Annotated in this window: 24 protein-coding genes and 1 pseudogene; 13 read left to right on the top strand and 12 right to left on the bottom strand. The window is 68.3% G+C overall.

Annotation, left to right across the window (positions count from 1 at the left end; all coding sequences use genetic code 11):
• The first annotated feature begins 1 nt into the window (after position 1).
• The 4 genes from CTP10_RS03025 to CTP10_RS03010 all read left to right on the top strand — a co-directional run bounded on the left by CTP10_RS03025 (position 2) and on the right by CTP10_RS03010 (position 3,771).
• Positions 2–709 (top strand): paraquat-inducible protein A, encoded by a 708-nt coding sequence (locus CTP10_RS03025; protein WP_116317269.1) that lies wholly within the window; start codon positions 2–4, stop codon positions 707–709.
• Positions 706–1,464 carry a paraquat-inducible protein A gene (locus CTP10_RS03020; RefSeq protein WP_116317268.1) on the top strand — a complete coding sequence of 253 codons (759 nt, stop codon included), beginning with the start codon at positions 706–708 and terminating at the stop codon, positions 1,462–1,464. Before CTP10_RS03025 ends, CTP10_RS03020 begins: the two co-directional genes overlap by 4 nt.
• The gene (locus CTP10_RS03015; RefSeq protein ID WP_116317267.1) at positions 1,451–3,097 is read left to right on the top strand and encodes a PqiB family protein; all 1,647 of its coding nucleotides are present in this window, start codon (positions 1,451–1,453) and stop codon (positions 3,095–3,097) included. The genes CTP10_RS03020 and CTP10_RS03015 overlap by 14 nt, the downstream gene beginning before the upstream one ends.
• A gap of 101 nt (positions 3,098–3,198) precedes the next feature.
• Complete coding sequence (locus CTP10_RS03010) at positions 3,199–3,771, top strand: PqiC family protein (RefSeq protein ID WP_233527974.1); 573 nt, start codon at positions 3,199–3,201, stop codon at positions 3,769–3,771.
• A gap of 20 nt (positions 3,772–3,791) precedes the next feature.
• Here the strand turns inward: CTP10_RS03010 and CTP10_RS03005 are convergent, their stop codons facing one another.
• The gene (locus CTP10_RS03005) at positions 3,792–4,352 is read right to left on the bottom strand and encodes a nucleoside 2-deoxyribosyltransferase (RefSeq protein WP_116317827.1); all 561 of its coding nucleotides are present in this window, start codon (positions 4,350–4,352) and stop codon (positions 3,792–3,794) included.
• A gap of 167 nt (positions 4,353–4,519) precedes the next feature.
• Between CTP10_RS03005 and CTP10_RS03000 the strand changes: the two genes are divergently transcribed.
• The 5 genes from CTP10_RS03000 (at position 4,520) to CTP10_RS02980 (ending at position 8,186) form a co-directional block, all read left to right on the top strand.
• The gene (locus tag CTP10_RS03000; protein WP_116317265.1) at positions 4,520–5,461 is read left to right on the top strand and encodes a 2-hydroxyacid dehydrogenase; all 942 of its coding nucleotides are present in this window, start codon (positions 4,520–4,522) and stop codon (positions 5,459–5,461) included.
• Positions 5,462–5,521: 60 nt separating this feature from the next.
• Entirely contained in the window at positions 5,522–5,716 is a 195-nt protein-coding gene (locus CTP10_RS02995; RefSeq protein ID WP_116317264.1) for a DUF1059 domain-containing protein, read from the top strand.
• A 214-nt stretch (positions 5,717–5,930) separates the two neighbouring features.
• The gene (modA, locus tag CTP10_RS02990) at positions 5,931–6,728 is read left to right on the top strand and encodes a molybdate ABC transporter substrate-binding protein (protein WP_116317263.1); all 798 of its coding nucleotides are present in this window, start codon (positions 5,931–5,933) and stop codon (positions 6,726–6,728) included.
• Positions 6,729–6,741: 13 nt separating this feature from the next.
• Positions 6,742–7,455: a molybdate ABC transporter permease subunit gene (gene modB / locus CTP10_RS02985; protein ID WP_116317262.1), complete on the top strand. Its 714-nt coding sequence runs from the start codon at positions 6,742–6,744 to the stop codon at positions 7,453–7,455.
• An 8-nt stretch (positions 7,456–7,463) separates the two neighbouring features.
• A complete protein-coding gene (locus CTP10_RS02980) occupies positions 7,464–8,186 on the top strand; it encodes an ATP-binding cassette domain-containing protein (protein WP_116317261.1) in 723 nt (240 codons plus the stop codon).
• Between the two features lie 28 nt (positions 8,187–8,214).
• On the opposite strand, the gene CTP10_RS02975 is transcribed toward CTP10_RS02980, so the two are convergent.
• The 6 genes and pseudogenes from CTP10_RS02975 to CTP10_RS02950 form a co-directional block, all read right to left on the bottom strand.
• Positions 8,215–9,009: a TOBE domain-containing protein gene (locus CTP10_RS02975; RefSeq protein WP_116317260.1), complete on the bottom strand. Its 795-nt coding sequence runs from the start codon at positions 9,007–9,009 to the stop codon at positions 8,215–8,217.
• A gap of 73 nt (positions 9,010–9,082) precedes the next feature.
• Positions 9,083–9,325, bottom strand: a complete 243-nt coding sequence (locus CTP10_RS02970) for an RNA recognition motif domain-containing protein (RefSeq protein ID WP_116317259.1) — start codon at positions 9,323–9,325, stop codon at positions 9,083–9,085.
• Positions 9,326–9,331: 6 nt separating this feature from the next.
• Positions 9,332–9,481 (bottom strand): annotated as a pseudogene (locus tag CTP10_RS02965) (SDR family oxidoreductase); the annotation flags it as partial.
• 140 nt (positions 9,482–9,621) lie between these two features.
• Positions 9,622–12,000: a DUF3141 domain-containing protein gene (locus CTP10_RS02960; RefSeq protein ID WP_116317258.1), complete on the bottom strand. Its 2,379-nt coding sequence runs from the start codon at positions 11,998–12,000 to the stop codon at positions 9,622–9,624.
• Between the two features lie 334 nt (positions 12,001–12,334).
• Positions 12,335–13,156: a tyrosine-protein phosphatase gene (locus tag CTP10_RS02955; protein ID WP_116317257.1), complete on the bottom strand. Its 822-nt coding sequence runs from the start codon at positions 13,154–13,156 to the stop codon at positions 12,335–12,337.
• Positions 13,157–13,205: 49 nt separating this feature from the next.
• On the bottom strand, positions 13,206–13,451 hold the full coding sequence (locus CTP10_RS02950; protein ID WP_116317256.1) for an RNA-binding protein: 246 nt from the start codon (positions 13,449–13,451) through the stop codon (positions 13,206–13,208).
• Between the two features lie 419 nt (positions 13,452–13,870).
• Here CTP10_RS02950 and CTP10_RS02945 point away from each other — a divergent pair, with 419 nt between their 5' ends.
• From CTP10_RS02945 to CTP10_RS02930, 4 genes are all read left to right on the top strand, one after another.
• Positions 13,871–15,427, top strand: a complete 1,557-nt coding sequence (locus tag CTP10_RS02945; RefSeq protein ID WP_116317826.1) for a DASS family sodium-coupled anion symporter — start codon at positions 13,871–13,873, stop codon at positions 15,425–15,427.
• 22 nt (positions 15,428–15,449) lie between these two features.
• Positions 15,450–16,499, top strand: a complete 1,050-nt coding sequence (locus CTP10_RS02940) for an Ldh family oxidoreductase (RefSeq protein WP_116317255.1) — start codon at positions 15,450–15,452, stop codon at positions 16,497–16,499.
• Between the two features lie 81 nt (positions 16,500–16,580).
• A complete protein-coding gene (locus CTP10_RS02935; protein ID WP_116317254.1) occupies positions 16,581–17,276 on the top strand; it encodes a transglycosylase domain-containing protein in 696 nt (231 codons plus the stop codon).
• 179 nt (positions 17,277–17,455) lie between these two features.
• Entirely contained in the window at positions 17,456–18,163 is a 708-nt protein-coding gene (locus CTP10_RS02930) for a DUF899 family protein (protein WP_116317253.1), read from the top strand.
• 32 nt (positions 18,164–18,195) lie between these two features.
• Here CTP10_RS02930 and CTP10_RS02925 read toward each other — a convergent pair whose 3' ends face one another.
• From CTP10_RS02925 to CTP10_RS02905, 5 genes are read right to left on the bottom strand one after another with little or no spacing between them, the layout of a single operon-like run.
• Positions 18,196–18,420 (bottom strand): formate dehydrogenase subunit delta, encoded by a 225-nt coding sequence (locus CTP10_RS02925; protein ID WP_116317252.1) that lies wholly within the window; start codon positions 18,418–18,420, stop codon positions 18,196–18,198.
• Positions 18,417–19,301: a formate dehydrogenase accessory sulfurtransferase FdhD gene (gene fdhD / locus CTP10_RS02920; RefSeq protein WP_116317251.1), complete on the bottom strand. Its 885-nt coding sequence runs from the start codon at positions 19,299–19,301 to the stop codon at positions 18,417–18,419. Before fdhD ends, CTP10_RS02925 begins: the two co-directional genes overlap by 4 nt.
• Before the next feature lie 15 nt (positions 19,302–19,316).
• Positions 19,317–22,220, bottom strand: coding sequence for a formate dehydrogenase subunit alpha (gene fdhF / locus CTP10_RS02915; protein WP_116317250.1), 2,904 nt, complete (start codon positions 22,218–22,220; stop codon positions 19,317–19,319).
• Between the two features lie 42 nt (positions 22,221–22,262).
• Positions 22,263–23,840: a formate dehydrogenase beta subunit gene (locus CTP10_RS02910; RefSeq protein ID WP_116317249.1), complete on the bottom strand. Its 1,578-nt coding sequence runs from the start codon at positions 23,838–23,840 to the stop codon at positions 22,263–22,265.
• Positions 23,837–24,355 carry a formate dehydrogenase subunit gamma gene (locus tag CTP10_RS02905; protein WP_116317248.1) on the bottom strand — a complete coding sequence of 173 codons (519 nt, stop codon included), beginning with the start codon at positions 24,353–24,355 and terminating at the stop codon, positions 23,837–23,839. The genes CTP10_RS02910 and CTP10_RS02905 overlap by 4 nt, the downstream gene beginning before the upstream one ends.
• Between the last annotated feature and the right edge of the window lie 89 nt (positions 24,356–24,444).

Here is a 24,444-nt window from a genome sequence, read left to right as displayed (position 1 = left end):
GATGGCAGGTCCCGACAACGCCCCCGCACCCGCCTTGCCCGATACCTCGCCCGCCGCCCTGCACCGGCTGGTGGCGTGCGAGTACTGCGATGCCGTCTACGAGCGCACCCCGATCTCCCCCGGCGAGCGCGCGCTGTGCCTGCGCTGCGGCGGCGAGCTGTACCGCGAGAGCCGGCGCCACTACCGGCGCCTGCTGCCGCTGGTGGTCACCGCGCTGATCCTGTTCCTGGTTTCCAACGCCTACCCCATCGTCGAGATGGACCTCAAGGGCGTGCGCACGCAGACCACGCTGCTGGGCGCGGTGCAGGCGCTGTACGACGACCACATGGCGCTGGTCGCGGCGCTGGTATTCGCCACCACCATATTGTTCCCGCTGTCCGAGCTGCTGATGATGATTTACCTGCTGGTGCCGATGGCGAAGCACCGCATGCCGCCGGGCTTCGACCGCATCGTGCGCGGCATCCGGCAAACGCGGCCGTGGGGCATGATCGAGGTCTTCATGATCGGCGTGCTGGTCACGCTGGTGAAGCTGTCCACCATGGCGCGCGTGCTGCCCGGCATCGCGCTGTGGTCGTTCGCCGCGCTGGTGATCGTGCTGGCGGCGATGCTGTCGTTCGACCCGCGCGACCTGTGGCGCTACCTGGAAACCCCGGAGGATGAGGCCGGAGGCGCAGGGGATGCCGGCGGTGCAAGCGAGGGAGGCCGATGACGGACGCGAGTCGGCCGCCGCCCCGGCAAGCGCCACGGCCATCTCGCCCCGACCGCCTGGCGCACCCGCGCCGGCTCGCGCGCGAGGTGGTGGCCGAACTCACCGACGACGACGAGCGCACGCCGCTGCCGCAGGTGCCGACCGCCAGCCGCCTGGGCCTGCTCTCCTGCCACGCCTGCGACCTGGTCAGCCCGCGCACGCTGGAAGGCGAGCCCTGCCCGCGCTGCGGCGCCACGCTGCACCACCGCAAGCCGGACAGCCTGGCGCGCACGTGGGCCTTCCTGCTGGCCGCATTTATCCTCTACATCCCGGCCAACATGCTGCCGGTGATGGTCACGCAATCGATCCTCGGCACGCAGCAGGACACCATCCTGTCCGGCGTGATCTACCTGTGGCTGTCCGGCTCGCACATGCTGGCTGTGCTGGTGCTGATCGCCAGCATCATCGTGCCGCTCTTGAAGATGGTGATCCTCACCTTCCTGCTGCTGTCGGTGCATTTCCGCGCGACCTGGCGCATCCGGCAGCAAACCCGGCTGTACGGACTGGTAGAGGTGATCGGCCGCTGGTCGATGCTGGATATTTTCGTGGTGGCGCTGCTGGCCTCGCTGGTGCGGGCCGGGGCGCTGGCCACCGTCATCCCGGGCGGCGGCGCGCTGGCCTTTGGCGCGGTCGTGGTGCTGACCATGCTGGCCTCGCTCAGCTTCGATCCGCGCCTGCTGTGGGATTCGCTGGAAGACGACAATGCCCGACACTGAACAACATCCGCCCAACCCGTCCGGCGCTCCCGGCCCCGGCCTGCCACGGCCCGAGCGCCGGCGCCGCGCGCGCTGGCTGCCATCGCTGGTGTGGCTGATCCCGATCGTCGCGGCGGTCGTCGGCGTGTCGCTGCTGGTGCACACGCTGGCGTCGCGCGGGCCGGAGATCACCGTCAGCTTCCGCACCGCGGAGGGCCTGACACCGGGCAAGACCGCGGTGCGCTACAAGGACGTCGATATCGGCCTGGTCAAGTCGGTGCGGCTCGCGCGCGACCGCTCGCACGTGATCGCGTCGATCGACCTGACCAAGGACGCCGAGAACTTCGCGGTGGCCGACACGCGCTTCTGGGTAGTGCGCCCGCGCTTCGCCGCCAGTGGCGTGTCGGGGCTGGAGACGCTGCTGTCGGGCGCCTACATTGGCGTCGATGCCGGCAAGTCGTCCGAGTCCACGCGCGAATTCAAGGGGCTGGAAGTGCCGCCGGTGGTGACCACCGACTCATCCGGCAAGCAGTTCGTGCTGCGCGCGTCCGAGCTGGGCTCGCTCGACATCGGCTCGCCGGTCTACTACCGCCGCGTGCAGGTGGGCCAGGTGGTGGCCTACCAGCTCGAGCCCAACGGGCGCGACATCTCGCTGCGCGTATTCGTCAACAAACCCTATGACAAGCTGGTCACCGCCGACACGCGCTTCTGGCATGCCAGCGGCGTCGACCTCAAGCTCGATGCCGGCGGCCTCAAGCTGTCGACGCAATCGCTGGTGACGGTGCTGCTGGGCGGCGTTGCGTTCCAGGCGCCGGACCGCACCGCCGCCACCGACGCCGCCGCCGAGAACACCCAGTTCCTGCTGGCGGCCGACCAGTCCGACGCCATGAAGGAGCCGGAAGAACTGGCGCCGACCCTGGCCGTGCTCAACTTCGACCAGTCGGTGCGCGGCCTGTCGCCGGGCGCGCCGGTGGACTTCCGCGGCGTGATCGTGGGCCAGGTCCGCTCGATCGGCATCGAATACCAGCGCGACAAGAAGGCCTTCCGCATGCCGGTGGTGGTCGAGCTGTACCCGTCGCGCATGGGCTTCCGCGAGCGCGACGTGGAAGACCGCGCGCGTGCCCGCCAGATCATCGAGGGTCTGCTCAAGCGTGGCATGCGCGCGCAGCTGCGCACCGGCAACCTGCTCACCGGCCAGCTGTACGTGGCGCTCGACTTCTTCCCGAAGGCGCCGCCGGCCCAGGTCAACCTGGACGCGCCGATCCCCGAGTTCGCCACCACGCCGGGTACCTTTGACCAGTTGCAGGCGCAGGTGGGCGAAATCGTCAACCGCATCGACAAGATCCCGTTCGACCAGATCGGCCAGGACCTGCGCGCAACCGTGGCGAGCCTGAACAAGACGCTCGCCACCGCCGACCAGCTGGTGCAGCAGCTCAACGGCGACGTCGCGCCGCAGGTGCTGGCGGCGCTGCAGGACGCGCGCAAGACGCTGACCACGGCCAACGGTACGCTGGCGTCGGACGCGCCGCTGCAGCAGGACACGCGCCGCATGCTGCAGGAGCTGACGCGCACCGCCACGTCGCTGCGCACGCTGACCGACTACCTCGAACGCCATCCCGAAGCGCTGCTGCGCGGCAAGGCGGAGAAAGAATGATGAAGCGCCATTCCCTTACCTCGGCACCTACCTCGGCACCTACCTCGGCACTTGCCTCCGCACTTGCGTCCACACTCGCCCGCTGCGCCATTGCCGGGGCAATGGGCGCCGCCGTGCTCGCAGGTTGCGCCTCGCCGGAGCCGCGCTACTACACGCTGGCGCAAGGCGCCACGGCGGTTGCCACGCCGCCGGCGGCAGCACCGGTGCCGTCGACCAACACGCTGTGGCTGGAAGTCGCGCCGGTGCGTGTGCCGGAGCGCCTCAACCGGCCGCAACTGGTGGTGCGCGACGGCAGCAGTGACGCCAGCCTGCGCCTGCTCGACCTGGCGCGCTGGTCGTCGCCGCTGCCGGACGAACTGCGCGATGCGCTGTCACAGCGCCTGCAGGCTACGCTGGGCGCGGTCGATACCTACCAGCAGGGGTTGTCGGACGTGCAGCCGCTGTATCGGATCACCACGGAAGTGCTGCGACTCGATGCGGATGTCGGGCAGCGCGCCGGCGCCACGATCAACTGGACGGTGCGGCGGCTGCCGGACGGGAAGGTGGTCAGCGGCCGGACGCAGGCGGAGTTGTCCGCGCCGGGCGAAGTCGATGGCGTGGTGGCGGCTTACCGCGAGATCGTGGCAAGCACGGCTAGGGATATTGCGGCGGGGGTGGAGGCGCTGCGGCGATAGGCAGGTTCCATCGCGCCGCGTCAGTCATCCCCCCAGGCCGCCGCATCGCGCTCGCGCCGTGCCGCCGCTTCGGCGGCGCGCCGGTGGATGGCGTCGGCCATCGCCGCCAGGCATTGCGCCGCCCCGCCCTGCACCAGCTTCACCGGGCACGCCAGCATCAGGTTCTTGGGCAAGCCGAAATCCTCCACCACGAAGCCCCGCGCATCCAGCGGCCGGCCGTCCTCGTCGGTCACCACCGTGGCACGATCAAGCACCGTGCCGAGGTCAGTGCTGTAGCCCCACACCGGTTTTTGCAGCGCAACCGCGAACCCCACCTCGAAGGCCGTACCGGAGTCCGGCTCTCCCGGCCCGCGGAAATCGTCGAGGTTGGCCATCACCATGTCGGCGCGGCGCAGCAGCGCGATATTGGCGTCGTAGATCCAGCGCGCCGCGTCTTGCCCCGACAGGCCTCCGGGTGCCGCCTTGTCGAGCGGATACAGCCCGGTGAAGCCATGCGCCGCGCACAGCGACTTGAGGTGCTCGCCCCAGGCGATGGCGTCCTTGCGGAAGACGTCGAAACCGGCCAGGTAGATGGTTTTCATGGCGATGTTCGTCAGGGAAGGAATGGGATGCCGCAGCATAACCCGCCCCCGCACGAACATCGCACAAAGTTGCTTGCGCGCCGGCGCCGCGGCGGCGGCGGTCGCCTGCACGACGCGGGGCCTTGCGCTACCATCCTTGGTCCCTCCGTCGATACCCGCTACACCTCATGTCCGCTTCCCAGATCCTCCAGGTCGGCCCGCTCGCGCCCCAGACCAATGCCAGCCTCCAGCAACAGTACGGCGCCATCGCGCTGTGGCAACAGGGCGATGCGCTTGCCTGGGCGCACGAGCACGGCCAGCAGGTGCGCGTGGTGGTGACCTCGGCGCGCCATGGCTGCAGCGCCGCGCTGATCGACGCGCTGCCGGCGCTGCAGGCCATCGTCAGCTTCGGCGTGGGCTATGACTCGATCGCACTGGATGCCGCCCGCGCACGCGGCATCCAGGTCAGCAATACGCCCGATGTGCTCAACGACTGCGTCGCTGACCTGGCCTTCGGGCTGCTGCTCGACGCCGCACGCGGCATCGCCCATGGCGACCGTTACGTGCGCGCCGGACGCTGGCCGCAGGGCGGCTTTCCGCTGACGACACGGGCCTCGGGCAAGAAGCTCGGCATCCTGGGGCTGGGCCGCATCGGCGAGATCGTGGCGCGCCGCGCGCAGGGCTACGACATGGAGATCGCCTATAACAACCGCCGCCCGCGCGACGGCGCGCCGTGGCGCTTCGAGGCCGACCTGAAGGCGCTGGCCGCGTGGTCGGACTTCCTGGTGGTGACCTGCGTGGGCGGCCCGGAAACCGCCGGGCTGGTATCGCGCGAGGTCATCGACGCGCTCGGCCCCAAGGGCATCCTGGTCAATGTCTCGCGCGGCAGCGTGATCGACGAAGACGCGATGGTGGCGGCGCTGGCCGAAGGCCGCCTGGGCGGCGCCGGCCTCGATGTGTTCCGGGACGAGCCCAACATGCCGGCCGCGCTGCTGGCGCTAGACAACGTCGTGCTGGCGCCGCACATGGCCAGCGGCACGAACGAGACCCGCGCCGCGATGACCGCGCTCACGCTGCAGAACCTGGATGCGTTCCTGGCCGGCGGCAAGGTGCTGACGCCAGTGCTGTAGTGGCCGGTCCCCCTGCCTATACTGGATACGCCGGCCGCGCGGCCGGTGACAGGAGGCACCATGGGACGCAAGTTTATCGATTGCCGCGATTACCCGAGCGACATTGGCTGCACGGTTGCGCTGAGCGCCGACAGTGAAGACGAACTACTCGAAGCCGCGGTCCAGCACGCAGTCGCGGTGCACCAGCACCAGGACACCCCCGAACTGCGCACCCAGTTGAAGTCGTTGTTCAAAGAAGGCAACCCGCCGGCCTGAAACCGGAACAAGCTGGCGCTGCAATGGCGCCAGCTCCCGACCTTCCCCCCTTGGGGCACATTCGCAGCCCCTGATACCGCACTTATCCCCGCCGGAATACCCACAACAGCGCGCAGGGTGCATCATTGACGCACCGCTATATACGGACGTATATTGCGCCTGACAGTCCACCCATACCAGCGCCAGCTTTACTGGCCGCTTCGCTGAGGATCCCATGTCCGCGTTCCGCTCCGCCCGTACCGGGCGCCGCTCCGTTCTCGCCGGCGCCGCCGGTGCCATGCTGGCCGCCCTGGCGCTGGCCCTGCCCGCCGCGCCGGCCTTCGGCGCCGACCTGGTGGTGTCCGCCGCCGCCAGCCTGACCAACGCCTTCAAGTCGCTGGCCGAGACCTACGAGCGCGCCCATCCCGGGACCAAGGTGGTGCTGAACTTCGGCGCGTCGGACGTGCTGATGCAGCAGATCGTCAAGGGCGCGCCGGCCGACGTGTTTGCCTCCGCCGACCAGGAAGCGATGAACAAGGCCGAGACCGAGAAGGTGATTGCGCCCGCCTCGCGCCGCAATTTCGCCGCCAACGAGGTGGTGCTGATCGTGCCGTCGGACAGCAAGCTGAACATCGGCTCGCTGCAGGACCTGACCAGGCCGGAAGTGAAGCGCATCGCCTATGGCAACCCGGCCTCGGTACCGGTCGGCCGCTACACCCGCGGCGCGCTGGAAGCCGCCGGGCTGTGGGACGCGGTCGCCGCCAAGGGCGTGCCCGCGCAGAACGTGCGCCAGAGCCTGGACTACGTGGCGCGCGGCGAGGTCGAGGCCGGCTTCGTCTTTGCCACCGACGCCACGCTGATGCCCGACAAGGTCAAGGTCGCCGTGCGCGTGCCCAGCCGCACCCCGGTGACCTACCCCATCGCCGTCACCAGCCAGACCCGCCAGCAGAAGGAAGCGGCGCAGTTCGTCGACTTCGTGGCGTCGCCGGAAGGCCAGGCCATCCTGGCGCGCTACGGCTTCCACAAGCCCTGATTTCCGCCACGCCATGGATGCCGTCTGGGTACCGCTGCTGCTGTCGCTGAAGGTTGCCGGCTGGGCCACCGCGCTGAACGCCGTGCTTGGCGTCGGCGCCGCGTGGGCGCTGGCGCGCTGGCGCTCGCCGCTGCGCGACGTGGTCGACGCGGTGCTGACGCTGCCGCTGGTGCTGCCGCCCACCGTGCTCGGCTACTACCTGCTGGTGCTGGTGGGCCGGCGTGGCGTGTTTGGCGAGTGGCTGTCCAGCCTCGGCATCGAACTGGTCTTCACCTGGCAGGGCGCGGTGCTGGCTTCGACCATCGTGGCCTTCCCGCTGGTGCTCAAGTCGGCCCGCGCTGCGTTTGAAGGCGTCGACCACCAGCTGGAAAACGCCGCACGCGTGATGGGCGTTTCCGAATCCGGCATCTTCTTCCGCGTGACGCTGCCGCTGGCCGCGCGCGGCATCATCGCCGGCGTGCTGCTGGCATTCGCGCGCGCGCTGGGCGAATTCGGCGCCACGCTGATGATCGCCGGCAACCTGCCCGGGCGCACCCAGACCCTGTCGGTGGCAATTTATGAGGCCGTGCAGGCCGGCGACGACAACACCGCCAACCTGCTGGTGCTGGTGACTTCGGTCACCTGCGTGCTGCTGCTGGTGGTCGCCGGTCGGCTGGTGCCCGCCGCCGCGCGCAATCCCGCTGAAGTGTATGAACGCCGGCGCCTGCGCCCGCGCGCGGTACGGTGAGGAACGCCATGGGCATGCACGTCAGTATCCGCAAGCAGATGGTGTCGGCCGACCGGCAGTTTTCGCTTGATATCGATTTCGACTCCGACAGCCGCCGCATCGCGCTGTTCGGGCCGTCCGGCGCCGGCAAGAGCCTGACGCTGCGCGCCATCGCCGGGCTGCTCGCGCCCGACAGCGGCCGCATCGAACTGAACGGGCGCACGTTGTTCGACAGCGAGGCGGGCATCGACGTACGCCCGCAAGAGCGCCGCGTGGCCTACCTGTTCCAGGAATACGCGCTGTTCCCGCACCTGACGGTCGGCCAGAACATCGCCTTCGGGCTGGCGCGCGGCTGGCGCAACCCGCGCCGCGGCGCGATCCCGCCGGAAGCCCGGCGCTGGATCGATGCCTTCGGGCTGAACGAGATCGTCGGCAACTATCCTGCCGAGATTTCCGGCGGGCAGAAGCAGCGCGTGGCGCTGGCGCGCGCGCTGGTGGCGCAGCCCGATATCGTGCTGCTCGACGAACCGTTCTCGGCGCTCGATCCCGCGCTGCGCGCACGCATGCGCGCAGAGCTGCGCACGCTGCAGTCGAGCCTTGACGTGCCCATGCTGGTGATCTCGCACGATCCCGCCGACGTTGAAGCGCTGGGCGACCACGTGCTCGAGATCCGCGAAGGCCGCATCTTCGGCAGCGGCGACAGCCGCCACCATGCGCCGGTCTACGCGCCGCTGTCGGCGCGCGTGGCCTGAGCGCCGGCGCGGCGTCAGCATGCCACCCTCACCCCACCACCCCCAGGATCACGCTAGACGCCTTGAACACCGCCACCGCCGGCACACCCACGGCAAGCTCCAGCGTCTCGACACTGCCATTGGTGACGATCGCCGCGATGGTGCCGCCGCCATCCAGCTCGATCACCACCTCCGCATTGACCGCGCCCGGCATCACGCGCGACACCACACCCGGCAGCTGGTTGCGCGCAGACAGCCGCACGCCCGGATCGGGCAGGCCCACCAGCACCGATGACGCCTTGATCAGCGCAAATGCCTCCACGCCTTCGGCCAGCTCCAGCGCCTCGACGCTTTCATGCGTGATCGTCGACACGATCTGCTGGCCGCCCGGCAGCGCCAGCACCACCTCGTCGTTGACCGCGCCGCCGCGCACACTGGCCACGCGCCCGAACAGCTTGTTGCGCGCACTGGTCTTGATCATCATTCGCCTCATCAGGTGGATATCGTCAGCCGCGCCCTCTCCCAGCCGCGACAGCTGCGCGACAAAGCGCCGGTGCTCGTCCTCGAGCGCGCGGTAGGTGCGGATCAGCTGCTCGCCGCGCGCGGTCAGGCGCGTGCCGCCACCGCCCTTGCCGCCGGCGGCGCGCACCACCAGCGCTTCGCCGGCGCTGTTGTTCATCAGGTCGATGGCGTCCCACGCGGCCTTGTAGCTGATGCCGACCGCGCGCGCGGCCGCGGTGATCGAGCCGTGCTCGCCGATGGCGGCCAGCAGCGCGATGCGGTCCTTGCCGCCCCAGTCTTGCGAGCCGGAGCGGAACCAGATGGCTCCCTGGAGTTCAAGCATGGAGGAGAGGCACCGTGGGCCGGTGCCGTGACAGAGTGGCAGACGCGGCTATGGTAATCCCTTTCCCGGGCATTCATTCCTGGTGCATGGGGATATACCAGCGCATCACGCCGCCTTTGAAGGACTGGCGGTCGAACTGGCGCAGCAGGCGCAAGGCAGCGATCCGGTCGATGTCAAGGTCGACCCATGCCCACGGGCGCTCGGGATCGCCGTCGCGCAGGATCTCCACGGACCTGACCGGCGCATAGATGCAGAGCTTGTCCTGCAGCATGGCTTCGGTGACGTCGCGGGGCAAGCCGCGGATCAGTATCTGCATGACCCGCTACGCCATGATGTGCACGCCGCCATCGACGTACACCGTATTGCCCGAGATGCGCCGCGCGTACGGCGTGGCCAGGTAGGCAGTGGCAAAGCCGACGTCCATGATGTCGACCACCTCGCCCAGCGGCGCGCGCCCTGCAGCATCGGCCAGGCGACGCCCGCCACCAGCACGCGGGCGCCGGCGAGCGGCGGGTTGGAAACGTTGACCATCGATGCCTCCGGGGGAAGACTTCACGCAGGACTGCTGAGGGCACCACCTGGCGGACCACCTGGCGCTCCACCTGGCACCACTCAGCTACCCGGCCGCGGCGCCGCCTTGCGCTGCACCGCGCGCGATGCCTGCGGCTTGCTGGCCGCTTCGGGTGCCTCGGGCACCTCGGGCACCTCGGGCACCTCGCGCACTTCGGACACCTCGCTGCCGGCCACGGCCTCGCCGTCGTCTTTGGCGGAACGCAGCGGGTGGCGCGTGCCCAGCACCTCGCTCACTTCGCGGTAGCGCGCCAGCCGCTCGCCTTCGAGCGGGTGGTCCAGCGTCATGACCTGGTGCACCGCGATCATCAGCCGGCGTCGCATTTCGCGGTCCTGCACCAATGCCGGCAGCGCCTGCACCGCATGCTGCGGATAGCGCTGCACGATGAAGGTCTGCTGGCGCACCACCTGCTTGAACCTGGCCAGGCTTACCTGCCCCGCGGTCTCGGGCTGCTCGCGCGCGAACCGGCGCAGCAGGTTGAAGGGCCGTTCCTCGATCGAACTGGGCCGGTCGGCCACGTAGGCCAGCACGCGCACGAAGGCCTCCAGCTTGCCGCCCTGCTCGATCGCGGCCTCGGCGTCGTGCAGCCGGCGTTCAGCCAGTTCCTTGCGCAATGCCTGCGTGACCGGCGATTCGGTATTGACCGGCGGCTGCGCCTGCAGCCCCACCAGCGCGGCCATCGCCGGCGAGTTGTAGATGGCCTCGAAGGCCTGCTCGTACCAGGCGTCGCGCACGTCGCGGAACTGGTCCAGCGCGCTGACGATCTGCGCCGACGCCGCCTTCTCCATCGTCAGGAACGGGTTGTCCGGCGATACCGGCGTGCGGTGCGCGCGCACCATCGGCGCGAGGGCGCCGATCCACGCCATCCACGGGTTCATGTCGGTGGCCAGCGAACGCTCCAGCCGGGCCGGATGCATATTGCGCATCCATTGCGCGCTGAGTTCGCTCGACATCCCGCGCACCCACGGCGAGACAAAGGTGTCGTAGAGGTGCTGGTTGACTTCGGCGACGCGGCGCACCACCTCGAAGGCGCGCTCGTCCTCGCGTCCGTCGTCCAGCGCCAGGATGTCGGTCACGCTGCGGCGCTCGAAGCGCACCAGGTAGCGCCCTTCGACCAGGTCGCGGTGCGGCATGTCCGGCGCGACGTCCTCGATCCTGGCCTCGTACAGGCCCGGCGGCAGCACGTCGATCAGGTCAAGCGCGCAGAACAGTTCGCTGTGCTCGCGGTTGGCGACACCGGCCGAGACAAAGATGCCGAGGTGGCCGACGGTCGGATGCAGGCAATAGACAATGACCTGGTCGTTGGCCACCAGCTCTTCATCGGTGGCGTAGAGATCGGGGATCCAGTTCAGCGCCTGCTGCGGCGGCGTGATGTTGTCCCCCCACGATGCGAACACGATCACCGGCGAGCGCACGTTGCGCAGGTCGACCTCGGTCTTGCCGTCACTGCTGCGCACCTGCCCCGCGGTCAGGCGGTTTCCGACGAACAGGTTCTGCACGATCCAGTCGATCTCTTCCCGGTTCATCAGGAAGTGGCCGCCCCACCAGCGCTCGAATTCCAGGAAGCGCGGGCCTTCGGTATCGGCCCTGGCGTAGACGTCGTAGAGCTTTGACCACAGCGTGTTGGCGGGATTGAGCTTCTCGAAGTTCTGCACCAGCCAGGCGCCGTCGAAGCGCCCGTTGCCCATGTCGGCGGTCAGCGACGCGAGCCACGAGCCGCCCAGCAGCCCGCCGCTGTAGCGCATCGGATTGCGCCCGCGCACGCCTGACCAATACGCCAGCGGCGCGCCGGCGACCAGCAGCGGCCCGCAGCGCTCGGGCGCCACCGCAGCCAGGATCATCAGGGCCCAGCCGGCCTGGCAGTTGCCGACGATAAAGGGCTTGCCCGGCGCGTCGGGGTGGCGCTCGCTGACGAGCCGCAGGAAATGCGCCTCGGCGCGCGCGACCGATTCAATGGTCTGCCCAGGGCACGGCTCCTGGTAGAAGGTGATGAAGTAGCAAGGGTGGCCGGTGCGCAGCGCGATGCCGATCTCGCTGTCAGCCTTGAAACCGCCGATGCCCGGGCCGTGGCCCGCACGCGGGTCGATCACCACGAAGGCGCGCTTGGTTGGGTCGGTGGGACTGGCGGCAGGCGGGATGATGCGCAGCAGCGCGTAGTTGACGGGCTCGGACAGTTCACGTCCGTCGGCCAGCAGTTCGTGCTCGAACACCAGCACCGCAGGCATGCCTTCGCGCTCATGTTCGGAGGACTCGTTGCCGCGCTGGCGCAGGATATCCAGCAACAGCACCGAGCGTTGCCAGGCATCGGCGAAGTACTCCAGAGCCGGCTGCCCCAGGTAGGGGTTGGCGCCGTCGGCGGACGGGCGCGTGGAGGGGCCGGTGCCGCGCTGAGACGGACCGGCGGGTATGCGAGCGGTCATTCCACTTCCCCTGTTGGCGCCTGTTCGCGCCTGTTGCGGGTGTGCACGCTGGTGGCGCAGGCCGGAGTGGCGCATGTTGCACTGCAACTAAAATAAAGCCTAGCAGCCGACGTGGCGCGGTGCAAGGCACCGGCGGTGAGGTCTCGGTATAAGCCGGCCGAGATCCAGTCGATGCTCTATGGCGAATCCGGGCTGAAGCCGCGTGCCGGTGCTGGTGCTGCCGACCGATGAAGAAGGGATGATCGCGCTGAGTACCGCCCGCATCCTGCGCGAATGCGGGCGGCTTTAATGCTTCAGGGCTTCAGGGCATTCGGACTTTGAGCGAGGCGGCGCGTCAGTCTTCCAGGTAGTGCGCGCGCAGCTGCGCGACGTCGACGGCAAGCGCGTCGCCCAGGTAGTTGTCGACGCTGCCCCAACCCTGCTCGATCGCCTGCAGCGAGGCATCCAGATAGCTGGCGCGGACTTCGAGCAGCGGCATCATGGCCTCGGCGCTCACGCCCAGCTGCGCCATGCGCGCCAGCGCGGTCTCGTTGAAGCGGGCATTGCGCTGGTTCGATTCCAGGTAGTTGGCGAGGATATCGTCCTGCGCCACGCCCAGCGCCGACAGCAGCAACAGCGAGGCAAAACCGGTGCGGTCCTTGCCCGCGGTGCAGTGGAACAGCAGCGTCTTGCCCTGCTGCGCGGTCTGCATGAAGCCGGCGAAGGCGTCGCGGTAGCGCACCGGGAAATCGCGGTAGACGTCAAGCATGAAGCCGTCGATCTGCGCCGGCGTGCTGGTGCGCAGGCGCGGCATCAGCACGTCCATCGCCATGCTGCCATCGAGCACCGGCACCGCCACCCAGTTGAAGCGCGCGCCGAAGGCGGCTTCGTCCGGCGACTTCTCGCCGGACGAACGGAAGTCGACCACCGTGTCGAGATCGAGCGCATGCAGCCGGTCCAGGTCGGCCGTGCTGGCCAGCGCCGGGTTGCCGCTGCGGTACAGCCGGCCGTTGCGCACGCGCCGTCCGGCGGCGCCGCGCAGCCCGCCAAGGTCGCGCGCATTGCTGATGGTGTCGAATGCCAGTGCGGCGTTGCCGTTCATGCTCTCCACTGCCGCCGGTCCTGGCGACACGATTGCCTGGGCCTGCGGAAACGCCCATCGGAACCACTTGTTCATTGTTGCTCCCTGAATGTTCTTGTCGATGCGGGCGTCGCACCTGGCAGCGTCAGCGGCCGCGATAGGCCGGCACATACCAGCGCAGGTGGCTGCCGGCGATATAGCGCCGGTCCAGCCGCGCCACCAGCTTCCACACCGCCAGTGCGCCGGCGTCGATATCGACCCAGGCCCACGGGCGCTTCGGGTCGCCGGCCTCGACCAGCTCGACCGAGCGGATGCTGGCGTATTGTGCCAATGCCTTGCGCAGCGCCGCTGCGCTGAGTCCTGCCTTCAGCCCGCGTACTAAAACCTTCATCATCGGCTCCAATTATTTCAGATCACACCGGCGCATGCATCACCCGGCTGGCCGGGCGCGGTGGCGCGTGCGCCCTCATCGCCACGCCACGCCCGCCACGCCTTGTAGCGCCGGCCTTTATAGATGGGATAGCGAAGCCGCCGCAAAAATCCGTCGCTCGAAACTAAACTTGATCTGAATCATTGTCGGCGCAATGAAGCGAGTCGGAGCCTCGACATCGCCCACCGCCGGCCCGGACAATTCCTATCATGTCGAACGCGGCGGCCAGGCCAGAAGCCGGGCCGCTAGAGCAAGCCCGACGCGGATGCAGCCTCGCGACCGACAATGCCCCGCCGGCAAAGTTGCCGGCCTGCCGCACCGATCGCCAGCACGCCGCGTCGAGGTATCCGACGAGGATCATCAACACAAGGATGACGGCGATGCCCGATACCTCTCACGCTTCACCTGCCTCCCCGGCTTCACCTGCCTCCCCGGCTCCCCCCACGGCGCCCGCGACCGCGGCAACCGCCAGCGCCGCCGCGCCCAGGATGGCGCTGCACTGGGGCCTGTTCCTCGCCGTCGCCGTGCTGCTTGGCGTACTCGCGATCCCGCAGCCGGAAGGACTGACCATAGCCGGCCAGCGCATGCTGGCCATCCTCGCCTTCGCCATCGTGGTGTGGATCACCGAGGCGGTCTCGTACGAGGCCAGCGCGATCATGATCACCTCGCTGATGGCCGGGCTGATCGGCTTTGCGCCGACGGTCAGCGACCCCAGCGTGCAGTACGGCACCTCCCGGGCGCTGGGCATGGCGCTGGCCGGCTTCTCCAACACGGCGCTCGCGCTGGTGGCCGCCGCGCTGTTCATCTCCGCGGCGATGACCGTGACCGGGCTGGACCGGCGCATCGCGCTGGTGACGCTGTCGGCCATCGGCACCAGCACGCGCCGCATCCTGATCGGCACGGTCGCCGTCACCATCGCGCTGAGCCTGGTGGTGCCGAGCGCCACCGCGCGCAGCGCGTGCGTGGTGCCGATCATGATGGGCGTGATCGCCGCGTTCGGTGTCGACAAGAAGTCGAATATCGCCGCCGGCATCATGATCACGGTGGCGCAGGCCACCAGCATCTGGAACGTCGGCATCCAGACCGCCGCCGCGCAGAACCTGCTGACCGTGGGCTTCATGGACAAGCTGCTCGGTGAGCGGATCACCTGGCTGCAGTGGCTGATCGCCGGCGCGCCGTGGGCCATCGTCATGTCGGTGGTGCTGTACTTCCTGGTGCGCTGGCTGCTGCCGCCCGAGACCGAAGCCATCCCCGGCGGCAAGGAAGCGGTGCAGCGCGAGCTGTCCGAACTGGGCCCGATGACCGGCCCGCAGAAGCGCCTGGCCGCGGTGTCGATCGGCCTGCTGCTGTTCTGGGCCACCGAGGGCAAGCTGCACAGCTTCGATACCGCCACGGTGACCTTTGTCGGCCTGGTGATCCTGATGCTGCCGCGCATCGGCGTGATGGACTGGAAGACCATGCAGCAGCGCACGCCGTGGGGCACGCTGATCGTGTTCGGCGTCGGCATCAGCTTGGGCACCGCGTTGTTGTCGACCAAGGCCGGCCAGTGGCTGGGCGAATTCGTGGTCACGCACTCGGGCCTGGCCACGCAGGGTGCGGTGATGGTGTTCGCCATCCTGGCGGCGTTCCTGATCCTGATCCACCTGGGCTTTGCCAGCGCCACCGCGCTCACCGCGGCGCTGCTGCCGATCCTGATCTCGGTACTGCAGACCCTGCCCGGCGACATCAACCGCGTCGGCATCACCATGCTGCTGGGCTTTACCGTCAGCTTCGGCTTTATCCTGCCGATCAACGCGCCGCAGAACATGGTGTGCCTGGGCACCGATACCTTCAACGGCCGCCAGTTCGCGCGCATCGGCATCCCGGTCACCATCATCGGCTACGGCCTGATGCTGCTGTTCGCGGCGACTTACTGGCGCTGGCTGGGCTGGGTATAAGACAGCCGTTAAGGAGGCCATGATGAAAATCTCCCTGGATTCCGCCCGCCGTTTTGCCCGCGACCTGCTGGTGGCACAGTCGGTACCCGAGGACATCGCCGACGACGTCGCCGAGCACCTGGTCGAAGCCGACCGCTGCGGCTACGCCAGCCACGGCATCTCGATCCTGCCCAACTACCGCAAGGCGATCGAGACCAACAACGTCAACCGCGAAGGCCGCGCCACCTGCGCGCTGGACCGGGGCTCGCTGATGGTGTTCGACGGCCACCGCGGCTTCGGCCAGCACGTGGGCAAGACCGTGATGCAGGCCGCCATCGAGCGCGTGCGCGAGCACGGCCATTGCATCGTCACGCTGCGCCATTCGCACCACCTGGGCCGCATGGGGCACTACGGCGAGCTGGTGGCGGCGGCGGGTTTCGTGCTGCTGAGCTTCACCAACGTGACCAACCGGCCGCCGGTAGTGGCACCGTATGGCGGCCGCGTCGCGCGCCTGACCACCAACCCGCTGTGTTTCGCCGGCCCCATGCCGAACGGCCGCCCGCCCATCGTGGTCGACATGGCCACCAGCGCGATCGCCATCAACAAGGCGCGCGTGCTGGCCGAGAAAGGCGAGGCCGCGCCCGAGAACAGCATCATCGACGCCGAAGGCAACCCCACCACCGACGCCTCGACCATGTTCGGCGAAGAACCCGGCGCGCTGCTGCCGTTCGGCCTGCACAAGGGCTATGCGCTCGGCGTGGTGGCGGAACTGCTGGCGGGGGTGCTGTCGGGCGGCGGCACCATCCAGCCGGAAAACCCGCGCGGCGGCGTGGCCACCAACAACCTGTTCGCGGTGCTGGTCAATCCCGAGCTGGACCTCGGCCTGAGCTGGGAAAGCGCCGAGGTGGAGGCGTTCGTCAAATACCTGCACGACACCCCGACGGCGCCCGGCTTCGACCGCGTGCAGTATCCCGGCGAGTTCGAAGCGGCCAACCGCGAGCGTGCCGCGGATGCCCTCGACATCAACCCCGCGATCTGGCGCAACCTGGAGCAGCTGGCGCAGGCAGTAGGCGTACCGGTGCCGCAGGGCTGACCGCCGCGGCGCCACCAGCCATGGGCGAGCGGGACAGCAGGGACTCGCACCCCGCCGCCCGCGGCTGGCACAATACGCGGCATGAAAAGTCTCTGGTCCGCCTTTGTCAGGCTGCTGGTGCTCGCCGTGATCGGCGGCGCGCTGCTTGCCACCGTTGCCATCCTCGCCGTCCAGCGGCAACTGCCGTCGCTCGACGCGCTGACGGATTTCCGCCGCACCGCTGACTACGTCCCGCTGTCGCGCTATCCGCGCGACCTGATCGACGCCGTGGTGGCGATCGAGGACGAGCGCTTCTACGTGCATGACGGCATCGACTACGTCGGCGTGATCCGCGCCGGCGTCGCCAACCTGTCGGACGACCTGTCGCAGGGCGCGTCGACCATCACCATGCAGGTGGCGCGCAATTTCTACCTGTCGCGCGACAAGACCTATACGCGCAAGCTGTATGAGGTGCTGCTGTCGTACCGGATCGAAGACGCACTGGGCAAGGACGAGATCCTTGAGCTGTACATGAACAAGATCTACCTGGGCCAGGGCGCGTATGGCTTCGCCGATGCGGCGCAGACTTACTTCGGCAGGCCGCTGGCGCAGCTGTCGCTGGCCGAGAGCGCGATGCTCGCCGGCCTGCCCAAGGCCCCCTCGGCGAACAACCCCGTCGCCAATCCCCGCCGCGCCCGGCAGCGGCAAGTCTATATCCTGCGCCGCATGCTGGAGCTGGGCAGGATTTCGCATCCCGAGTATGACGGGGCGCTGCTGGAGCCTTTGCGGCTGAAGTGATGCGGAAGTGATGCGGTATTGATGCGGAAGTGAGGGCCCGGAAACGCGCGGCGTGGGAACGATTCCCTTCCGGGCGGGTACCAACCTTGACGGGCCATGTTATCCGCGATCCCACCCGGTGGTGGGTAGCGCACCTTGCATGGCTGTTCCGGGACGCTAGCCTGACAAGGAGGGCTGACATGGATGCCAAGGCAACACTTACCCCAGCCATGGAACTTGCGCAACGCAATCCCGTGCATTTCCCCAACGAAAGTGCCGAGTACCGCAAGGCGCGCAATACGCTGCTGGCGGAAGAGATCGAACTGCGACGGCACATCGAACGCGTCGCCGCGCAACGCCGCAGGCTGCCGCCCGGCGGCGAAGTCACCAAACGCTACACCTTCCAGGGCGAACACGGACCCATGACGCTGGAAGCGCTGTTCGGGGACAAGGACACCCTCGTTATCTACAGCTATATGTTCGGGCCGCAGCGCGAACGGCCTTGCCCGATGTGCACTTCGCTGATGGGTTCGTGGGACCACAAGGTGCCGGATATCGAGCAACGCGTGGCGCTGGCCATGATCGCCCGCTCACCGGTCGAACGCCTGCTGCAGGCGAAGCAGGAACGGGGCTGGACGAAGCTGAAGGTCTATGCGGACCTCGACGGCGCATTCACGCGCGACTATGTCAGCCCGGAAGACGGCGACGTGCCAGGCTACTCGGTCTTCACGCGGCGCGACGGCAAGATCCGGCACTTCTGGAGCGGCGAAATGTATGCCCTCACGGCCGACCCCGGACAGGATCCGCGCGGCGCGCCGGACCTGGACCCGCTCTGGACGCTGCTGGATACCACGCCGGAAGGCCGCGGCGGCGACTGGTATCCGCAGCTGGAGTATGGAAAGCGGTAGCGGCGAAGATCAGCGCGGCGTTCGTGCGGAACTTATTCCAGCACGCTCCGGTGCCGCGCCAGCGCCTCCTGCACGATCGCATCCAGCCCGACGCCGGATTCGCCGTCGACGTGCCCCAGCAAAGCCCTGCGCATGCGCGGCTCCCAGAAGCGCTTGATATGCCCGGCGATATCGGAAACCGCCTCCTCGCGATCAGGCATCGCCTCGAAGAAGCAGCCGATCTGGTTGGCCATGGTGATCAGGTTCTCGACGTTCATACGAGGCTCGCTTCGTGTTGCAGGTCGTGTTGCAGGCCGTGTTGCAGCCGTTGGGGATGGACGTAGACCACGTGCGCGCCGGCGCGCACGAACCCGGCCAGCGTCATATTGGTCTGCTCGGCCAGCCGCACCGCCAGCGCCGTCGGCGCCGACACTGCCGCCAGCACGCCGGCCCCGATGGCGGCGGTCTTCAGCACCATTTCATAACTCGCCCGGCTGGTCACCAGCACGGCGCCCGTGGAGATGTCCTCCCCGCTGCGCGCCAGCGCGCCGGCCAGCTTGTCGAGCGCATTGTGGCGCCCCACGTCTTCACGCACGAGTGAGACATGGCCATCGGCACGCAGCCACGCGGCGGCGTGTGTAGCGCCGGTGTGGCGCTGCAGTGCCTGCCGCAACTGGAGTTGCACAAACGCGGCCTGGATCAGGTCGGTATGGAAACTGGCCTCGCTGCGCACCGGTGCCGGCGTGCGCATCACCTGTTCCAGCGACTCGGTCCCACACAGCCCGCAGCCGGTGCGCCCCGCCAGCGAGCGGCGCCGGTCCTTCAGCAGCATGAATGCTTCGGAAGCGATTTCCAGCCGCACCGCGATGCCGTGCTCGCGCATGTCGATCTCGATGTCATAGACATCGCGCGCCGTCGACACGATGCCCTCGCTCAGGCTGAAGCCCAGCGCGAAGTCCTCCAGGTCGGCCGGCGTGGCCAGCATCACCGCGTGCGAGATGCCGTTGTATTCCAGCGCGACCGGCACTTCTTCGGCGATCTCGTCGGGACTGAGCGAGATCTCGCCCTGCCGCCAGCGGCTGACGGCGAAGGTGCTGTGGGTAGGCATCTCGTCCAGCGCCGACGGCTCGGCCTGCGGTGACTGCATGCAGCGCATCATGATGTGGCCCTCCGCTCAGTTCGCGGCCTGCGCCGCGGTTTGTGTCGGATCCGCGCTGGCGGCTTCCAGCAACTGCAGCTGTTGCGTGTTGAAGTCCTGGTACTGCTGCTGCCACGCCGACGGCTGCGCCACCGGCATCACCTGCACCGCGGTGACCTTGTATTCCGGGCAGTTGGTGGCCCAGTCCGAGTTGTCGGTGGTGATCACGTTGGCGCCGGATTCCGGGAAGTGGAAGGTGGTGTAGACCACGCCCGGCTGCATGCGCTCGCTGACGATCGCGCGCAGCACCGTATCCCCTGCCCGGCTCTGCACCCCGACCCAGTCGCCGTCCTTGATGCCGCGTTCTTCCGCATCGTGCGGATGGATTTCCAGGCGGTCCTCCGCGTGCCAGTAGACGTTGTCGGTGCGCCGCGTCTGCGCGCCCACGTTGTACTGCGACAGGATGCGCCCGGTGGTCAGGATCAGCGGGAAGGCGCGCGTGATCTTCTCGGTGGTCGGCACGTACTTGGTGATGATGAACTTGCCCTTGCCGCGCACGAAGGCGTCGATATGCATGGTCGGCGTGCCTTCCGGCGCGTCGGCGTTGCACGGCCACTGGATGCTGCCCAGCTCGTCCAGCCGCTTGTAGCTGACGCCGGAGAACGTCGGCGTCAGGCGCGCGATCTCGTCCATGATCTGCGACGGATGCGTGTAGTCCATCGGGTAGCCGAGTGCATTGGCCAGCAGGATGGTGGTTTCCCAGTCGGCGTAGCCGGCCTTGGGCGGCATCACCTTGCGCACGCGCGAGATGCGGCGCTCGGCGTTGGTGAAGGTGCCGTCCTTCTCCAGGAACGACGAACCCGGCAGGAACACGTGCGCGTACTTGGCGGTCTCGTTCAGGAAGATGTCCTGCACCACGATGCATTCCATCGACGACAGCGCCTCGGACACGTGCTGCGTGTTCGGGTCGGACTGGACGATGTCCTCGCCCTGGCAGTACAGGCCCTTGAAGCTGCCCGCCAGCGCGGCTTCGAACATGTTGGGAATGCGCAGGCCCGGCTCCGGGCTGATCTCGACATTCCACGCGGATTCGAACAGGCCGCGCACGGTCGAGTCCGACACGTGGCGGTAGCCCGGCAGCTCATGCGGGAAGGAGCCGATGTCGCACGAGCCCTGCACGTTGTTCTGCCCGCGCAGCGGGTTCACGCCCACGCCTTCGCGGCCGATGTTGCCGGTGGCCATGGCCAGGTTGGCGATGCCCATCACGGTGGTCGAACCCTGCGCATGCTCGGTCACGCCCAGGCCGTAGTAGATCGCGGCGTTGCCGCCGGTGGCGTACAGGCGCGCGGCGCCGCGCAGCTGGTCGGCGGGGATGCCGGTGACCGATTCCATCGCCTCGGGCGAGTTCTCCGGCAGCGCGACAAAGTCACGCCATTGGCCGAAGGCACGATCCTCGCAGCGCTCGGCGATAAAGGCTTCGTTGAGCAGGCCTTCGGTGACGATCACGTGGGCCAGCGACGTCACCAGCGCCACGTTGGTGCCCGGACGCAGTTGCAGGTGGTAGTCGGCGCGGATGTGCGGCGAATCGACCAGGTCGATACGGCGCGGGTCGACCACGATCAGCTTGGCGCCGGCGCGCAGTCGCTTCTTCATGCGCGAGGCAAACACCGGGTGGCCGTCGGTCGGGTTGGCGCCGATCACCATGATCACGTCGGCCTTCTCCACCGACTTGAAGGTCTGCGTGCCGGCCGATTCGCCCAGCGTCTGCTTCAGGCCATAGCCCGTGGGCGAGTGGCACACGCGGGCGCAGGTGTCGACGTTGTTGTTGCCGAAGGCGGCGCGCACCAGCTTCTGGACCAGGTACCCTTCTTCGTTGGTGCAGCGCGACGACACGATGCCGCCGATCGAATCCTTGCCGTGCTTGCCCTGGATGCGCTTGAACTCCGATGCGGCGTAGCCGATCGCCTCTTCCCATGACACTTCGCGCCATGGGTCGGTGATCTTCGCGCGGATCATCGGCTTGAGGATGCGGTCCTTGTGCGTGGCGTAGCCCCAGGCAAAGCGGCCCTTGACGCAGGCGTGGCCCTCGTTGGCCTTGCCGTCCTTGTACGGCACCATGCGCACCACCTCGTTGCCCTTCATCTCGGCCTTGAACGAGCAACCCACGCCACAATAGGCGCAAGTGGTGACGGTGCTGTGCGAAGCCTGGCCCAGCTTGATGACCGAAGTCTCAGTCAGCGTTGCGGTCGGGCAGGCCTGCACGCAGGCGCCGCACGACACGCAGTCAGAGTCCATGAAGGACTGGCTGGTGCCGGGCGACACGCGCGACTCAAACCCGCGGCCGCTGATGGTCAGCGCGAAGGTGCCTTGCGTTTCTTCGCAGGCGCGCACGCAGCGGTTGCAGACGATGCACTTCGAGGCGTCATAGGTGAAGTACGGATTGGACTCGTCCTTCTTCAGCGCGGTGTGCGTGGCGATGGGCTTGGCGCTGGTACCAGCCTCCGGTCCGCCGTCGTTGTAGCGCACTTCACGCAGGCCGACCACGCCGGCCATGTCCTGCAGCTCGCAGTTGCCGTTGGTCGGGCAGGTCAGGCAGTCGAGCGGGTGGTCGGAGATATACAGCTCCATCACGCCGCGGCGCAGGTCGGCAAGCTTGTCGCTCTGCGTCTTCACCTTCATGCCGGCTTCCACCGGCGTGGTGCACGAGGCCGGATAGCCGCGGCGCCCTTCGATCTCGACCAGGCACAGGCGGCACGAGCCGAAGGCCTTGAGGCTGTCGGTCGCGCACAGCTTGGGCACGGCGATCTCGGCTTCCATCGCGGCGCGCATCACCGACGTGCCGGCCGGCACGGTGACGCTGACGCCGTCGACTTCAAGGGTGACCATCTCGGTCGATTCGCTGGCGGGGGTACCGAAGTCAATTACATCGCGGCAGTCCATCTTTGTCTCCCGTGTTCTGTTCTGGCGTCAGACAATGTCGGCTTAAGCCGCCTTGGCCGGCACAGTGGTCCGATTAGGGGCGAGGCCGAAGTCCTCGGGGAATTCATTCAGCGCGGACAGCACCGGGTACGGCGTCATGCCGCCCATGGCGCAGAGCGAGCCGTACAGCATGGTGTCGCACAGGTCGCGCACCAGCTTGACGTGCTTCACTGGCTGCTCGCCGGCGATGATCTTGTCCATCACCTCGACGCCGCGGGTCGAGCCGATCCGGCACGGCGTGCACTTGCCGCACGATTCGACCGCGCAGAACTCCATTGCGTAGCGCGCCTGCCTTGCCATGTCGACGGTCTCGTCGAACACCACGATGCCGCCGTGGCCGACCACGCCGCCAAACGCGGCGTAAGCCTCATAGTCCAGCGGCACGTCGAAGCGCGACTCCGGCAGGTAGGCGCCCAGCGGCCCGCCCACCTGCACCGCGCGGATGGCGCGGCCGCTGCGGGTGCCGCCGCCGTAGTCGACCAGCAGCTCGCGCAGCGTGACGCCGAACGCCTTTTCCACCAGCCCGCCCTGCCTGATATTGCCGGCCAGCTGGAACGGCAGCGTGCCGCGCGAACGGCCCATGCCGTAGTCACGGTAGTACTGCGCGCCGCGCGCCAGGATCACCGGCACGGTGGCCAGCGAGATCACGTTGTTGATGACGGTGGGCTTGCCGAACAAACCCTCCAGCGCCGGCAGCGGCGGCTTGGCGCGCACCACGCCGCGCTTGCCTTCCAGGCTTTCCAGCAGCGCGGTTTCCTCGCCGCAGACATAGGCGCCGGCGCCCTTGCGCACTTCCAGCTGGAAGCGCTTGCCACTGCCGCGGATATCGTCGCCGAGCCAGCCGGCAGCGTTGGCGATGCCGATCGCGCTTTCCAGCACGGCAATCGCGTGCGGGTACTCCGAGCGGCAGTAGATGTAGCCATGCTCGGCGCCGACGGCGAGGCCGGCGATGGTCATGCCTTCGATCAGCGTGAACGGGTCGTCTTCCATCACCATGCGGTCGGAGAACGTGCCCGAGTCGCCTTCGTCGGCATTGCAGACGATGTACTTGATGGCCGATTGCGCGCCCAGCACGGTCTTCCACTTGATGCCGGTGGGGAACGCCGCGCCGCCGCGGCCGCGCAGGCCGGAGTCGGTGACTTCCTGCACGATCTCGGCGGGGGCCATCGACAGCGCGCGCTCCAGGCCGGCAAAACCTTCATGCGCGCGGTAGTCATCCAGCGACAGCGGGTCGGTGATACCGACGCGGGCAAAGGTCAGGCGCTCCTGCTTCTTCAGGAACGGGATCTCTTCGGTCAGGCCGTGCGCCAGCGCATGCGCGCCGCCCTGCAGCAGGCCGGCGTCGAACAGCGCCGGCACGTCTGCCGCGCTGACCGGGCCATAGGCCACGCGCCCCGCTTCGGTCTGCACCTCGACCAGCGGCTCCAGCCAGAACATGCCACGCGAGCCGTTGCGGACGATGCGCACCGCCTCGCCGCGGCTGGCGGCTTCGCGTTCGATCGCACGGGCCACGTCATCGGCGCCCAGCGCCAGCGCGGTGGAATCGCGCGGCACGAAGATAGTCGTGATGGCGGCGCTCATGCCTGGACCTCCGCGGTTTCGTTGGCGGCCTGCGCTTCGCGCAGCGACCGGACCAGCGCATCGAAGCGCTTCGCATCGACATAGCCGTGCAACTGCTCGCCGACCATCACGGCCGGGCCGCACGCGCACTGGCCCAGGCAGTAGACCGGCTCCAGCGTGACCGCGCCGTCGGCGGTGGTTTCATGGAAGCCGCAGCCCAGCGCGCGCCTGGCATGGTCGGCCAGCGCCTCGGCGCCGACGGCCTGGCAGGCTTCGGCCCGGCACACCTGGATCACATGGCGTCCGGCCGGCTCCTGGCGGAAGTGGTGATAGAAGGTGATCACGCCATGCACCTCGGCGCGCGACAGGTTCAGTGCCCGGGCGATCACGGGCACGGCCGTGTCCGGGATATGGCCCTGCGTGTCCTGGATCTCGTGCAGGATCGGCAGCAAGGCGCCCGGCATGTCCTGCCGCGCGGCCACGATGGCGTCGATCGCGTCGGCGGAGGCCTGGGCGTTGGGAGCGATGTCTGGCATGGCGTCTCCTGTGGGGGTCGCTGGGGCTGGCAGCCGCTGCCGTCCGGACCCCTTATATGCTATTTTTTTCCTATTTCCGACCCTCCAGC

Origin of the sequence: Cupriavidus sp. P-10 (assembly GCF_003402535.2) — a bacterium.
GTDB lineage: Bacteria > Pseudomonadota > Gammaproteobacteria > Burkholderiales > Burkholderiaceae > Cupriavidus.
This window is presented reverse-complemented; position numbering and strand designations above follow the sequence as displayed.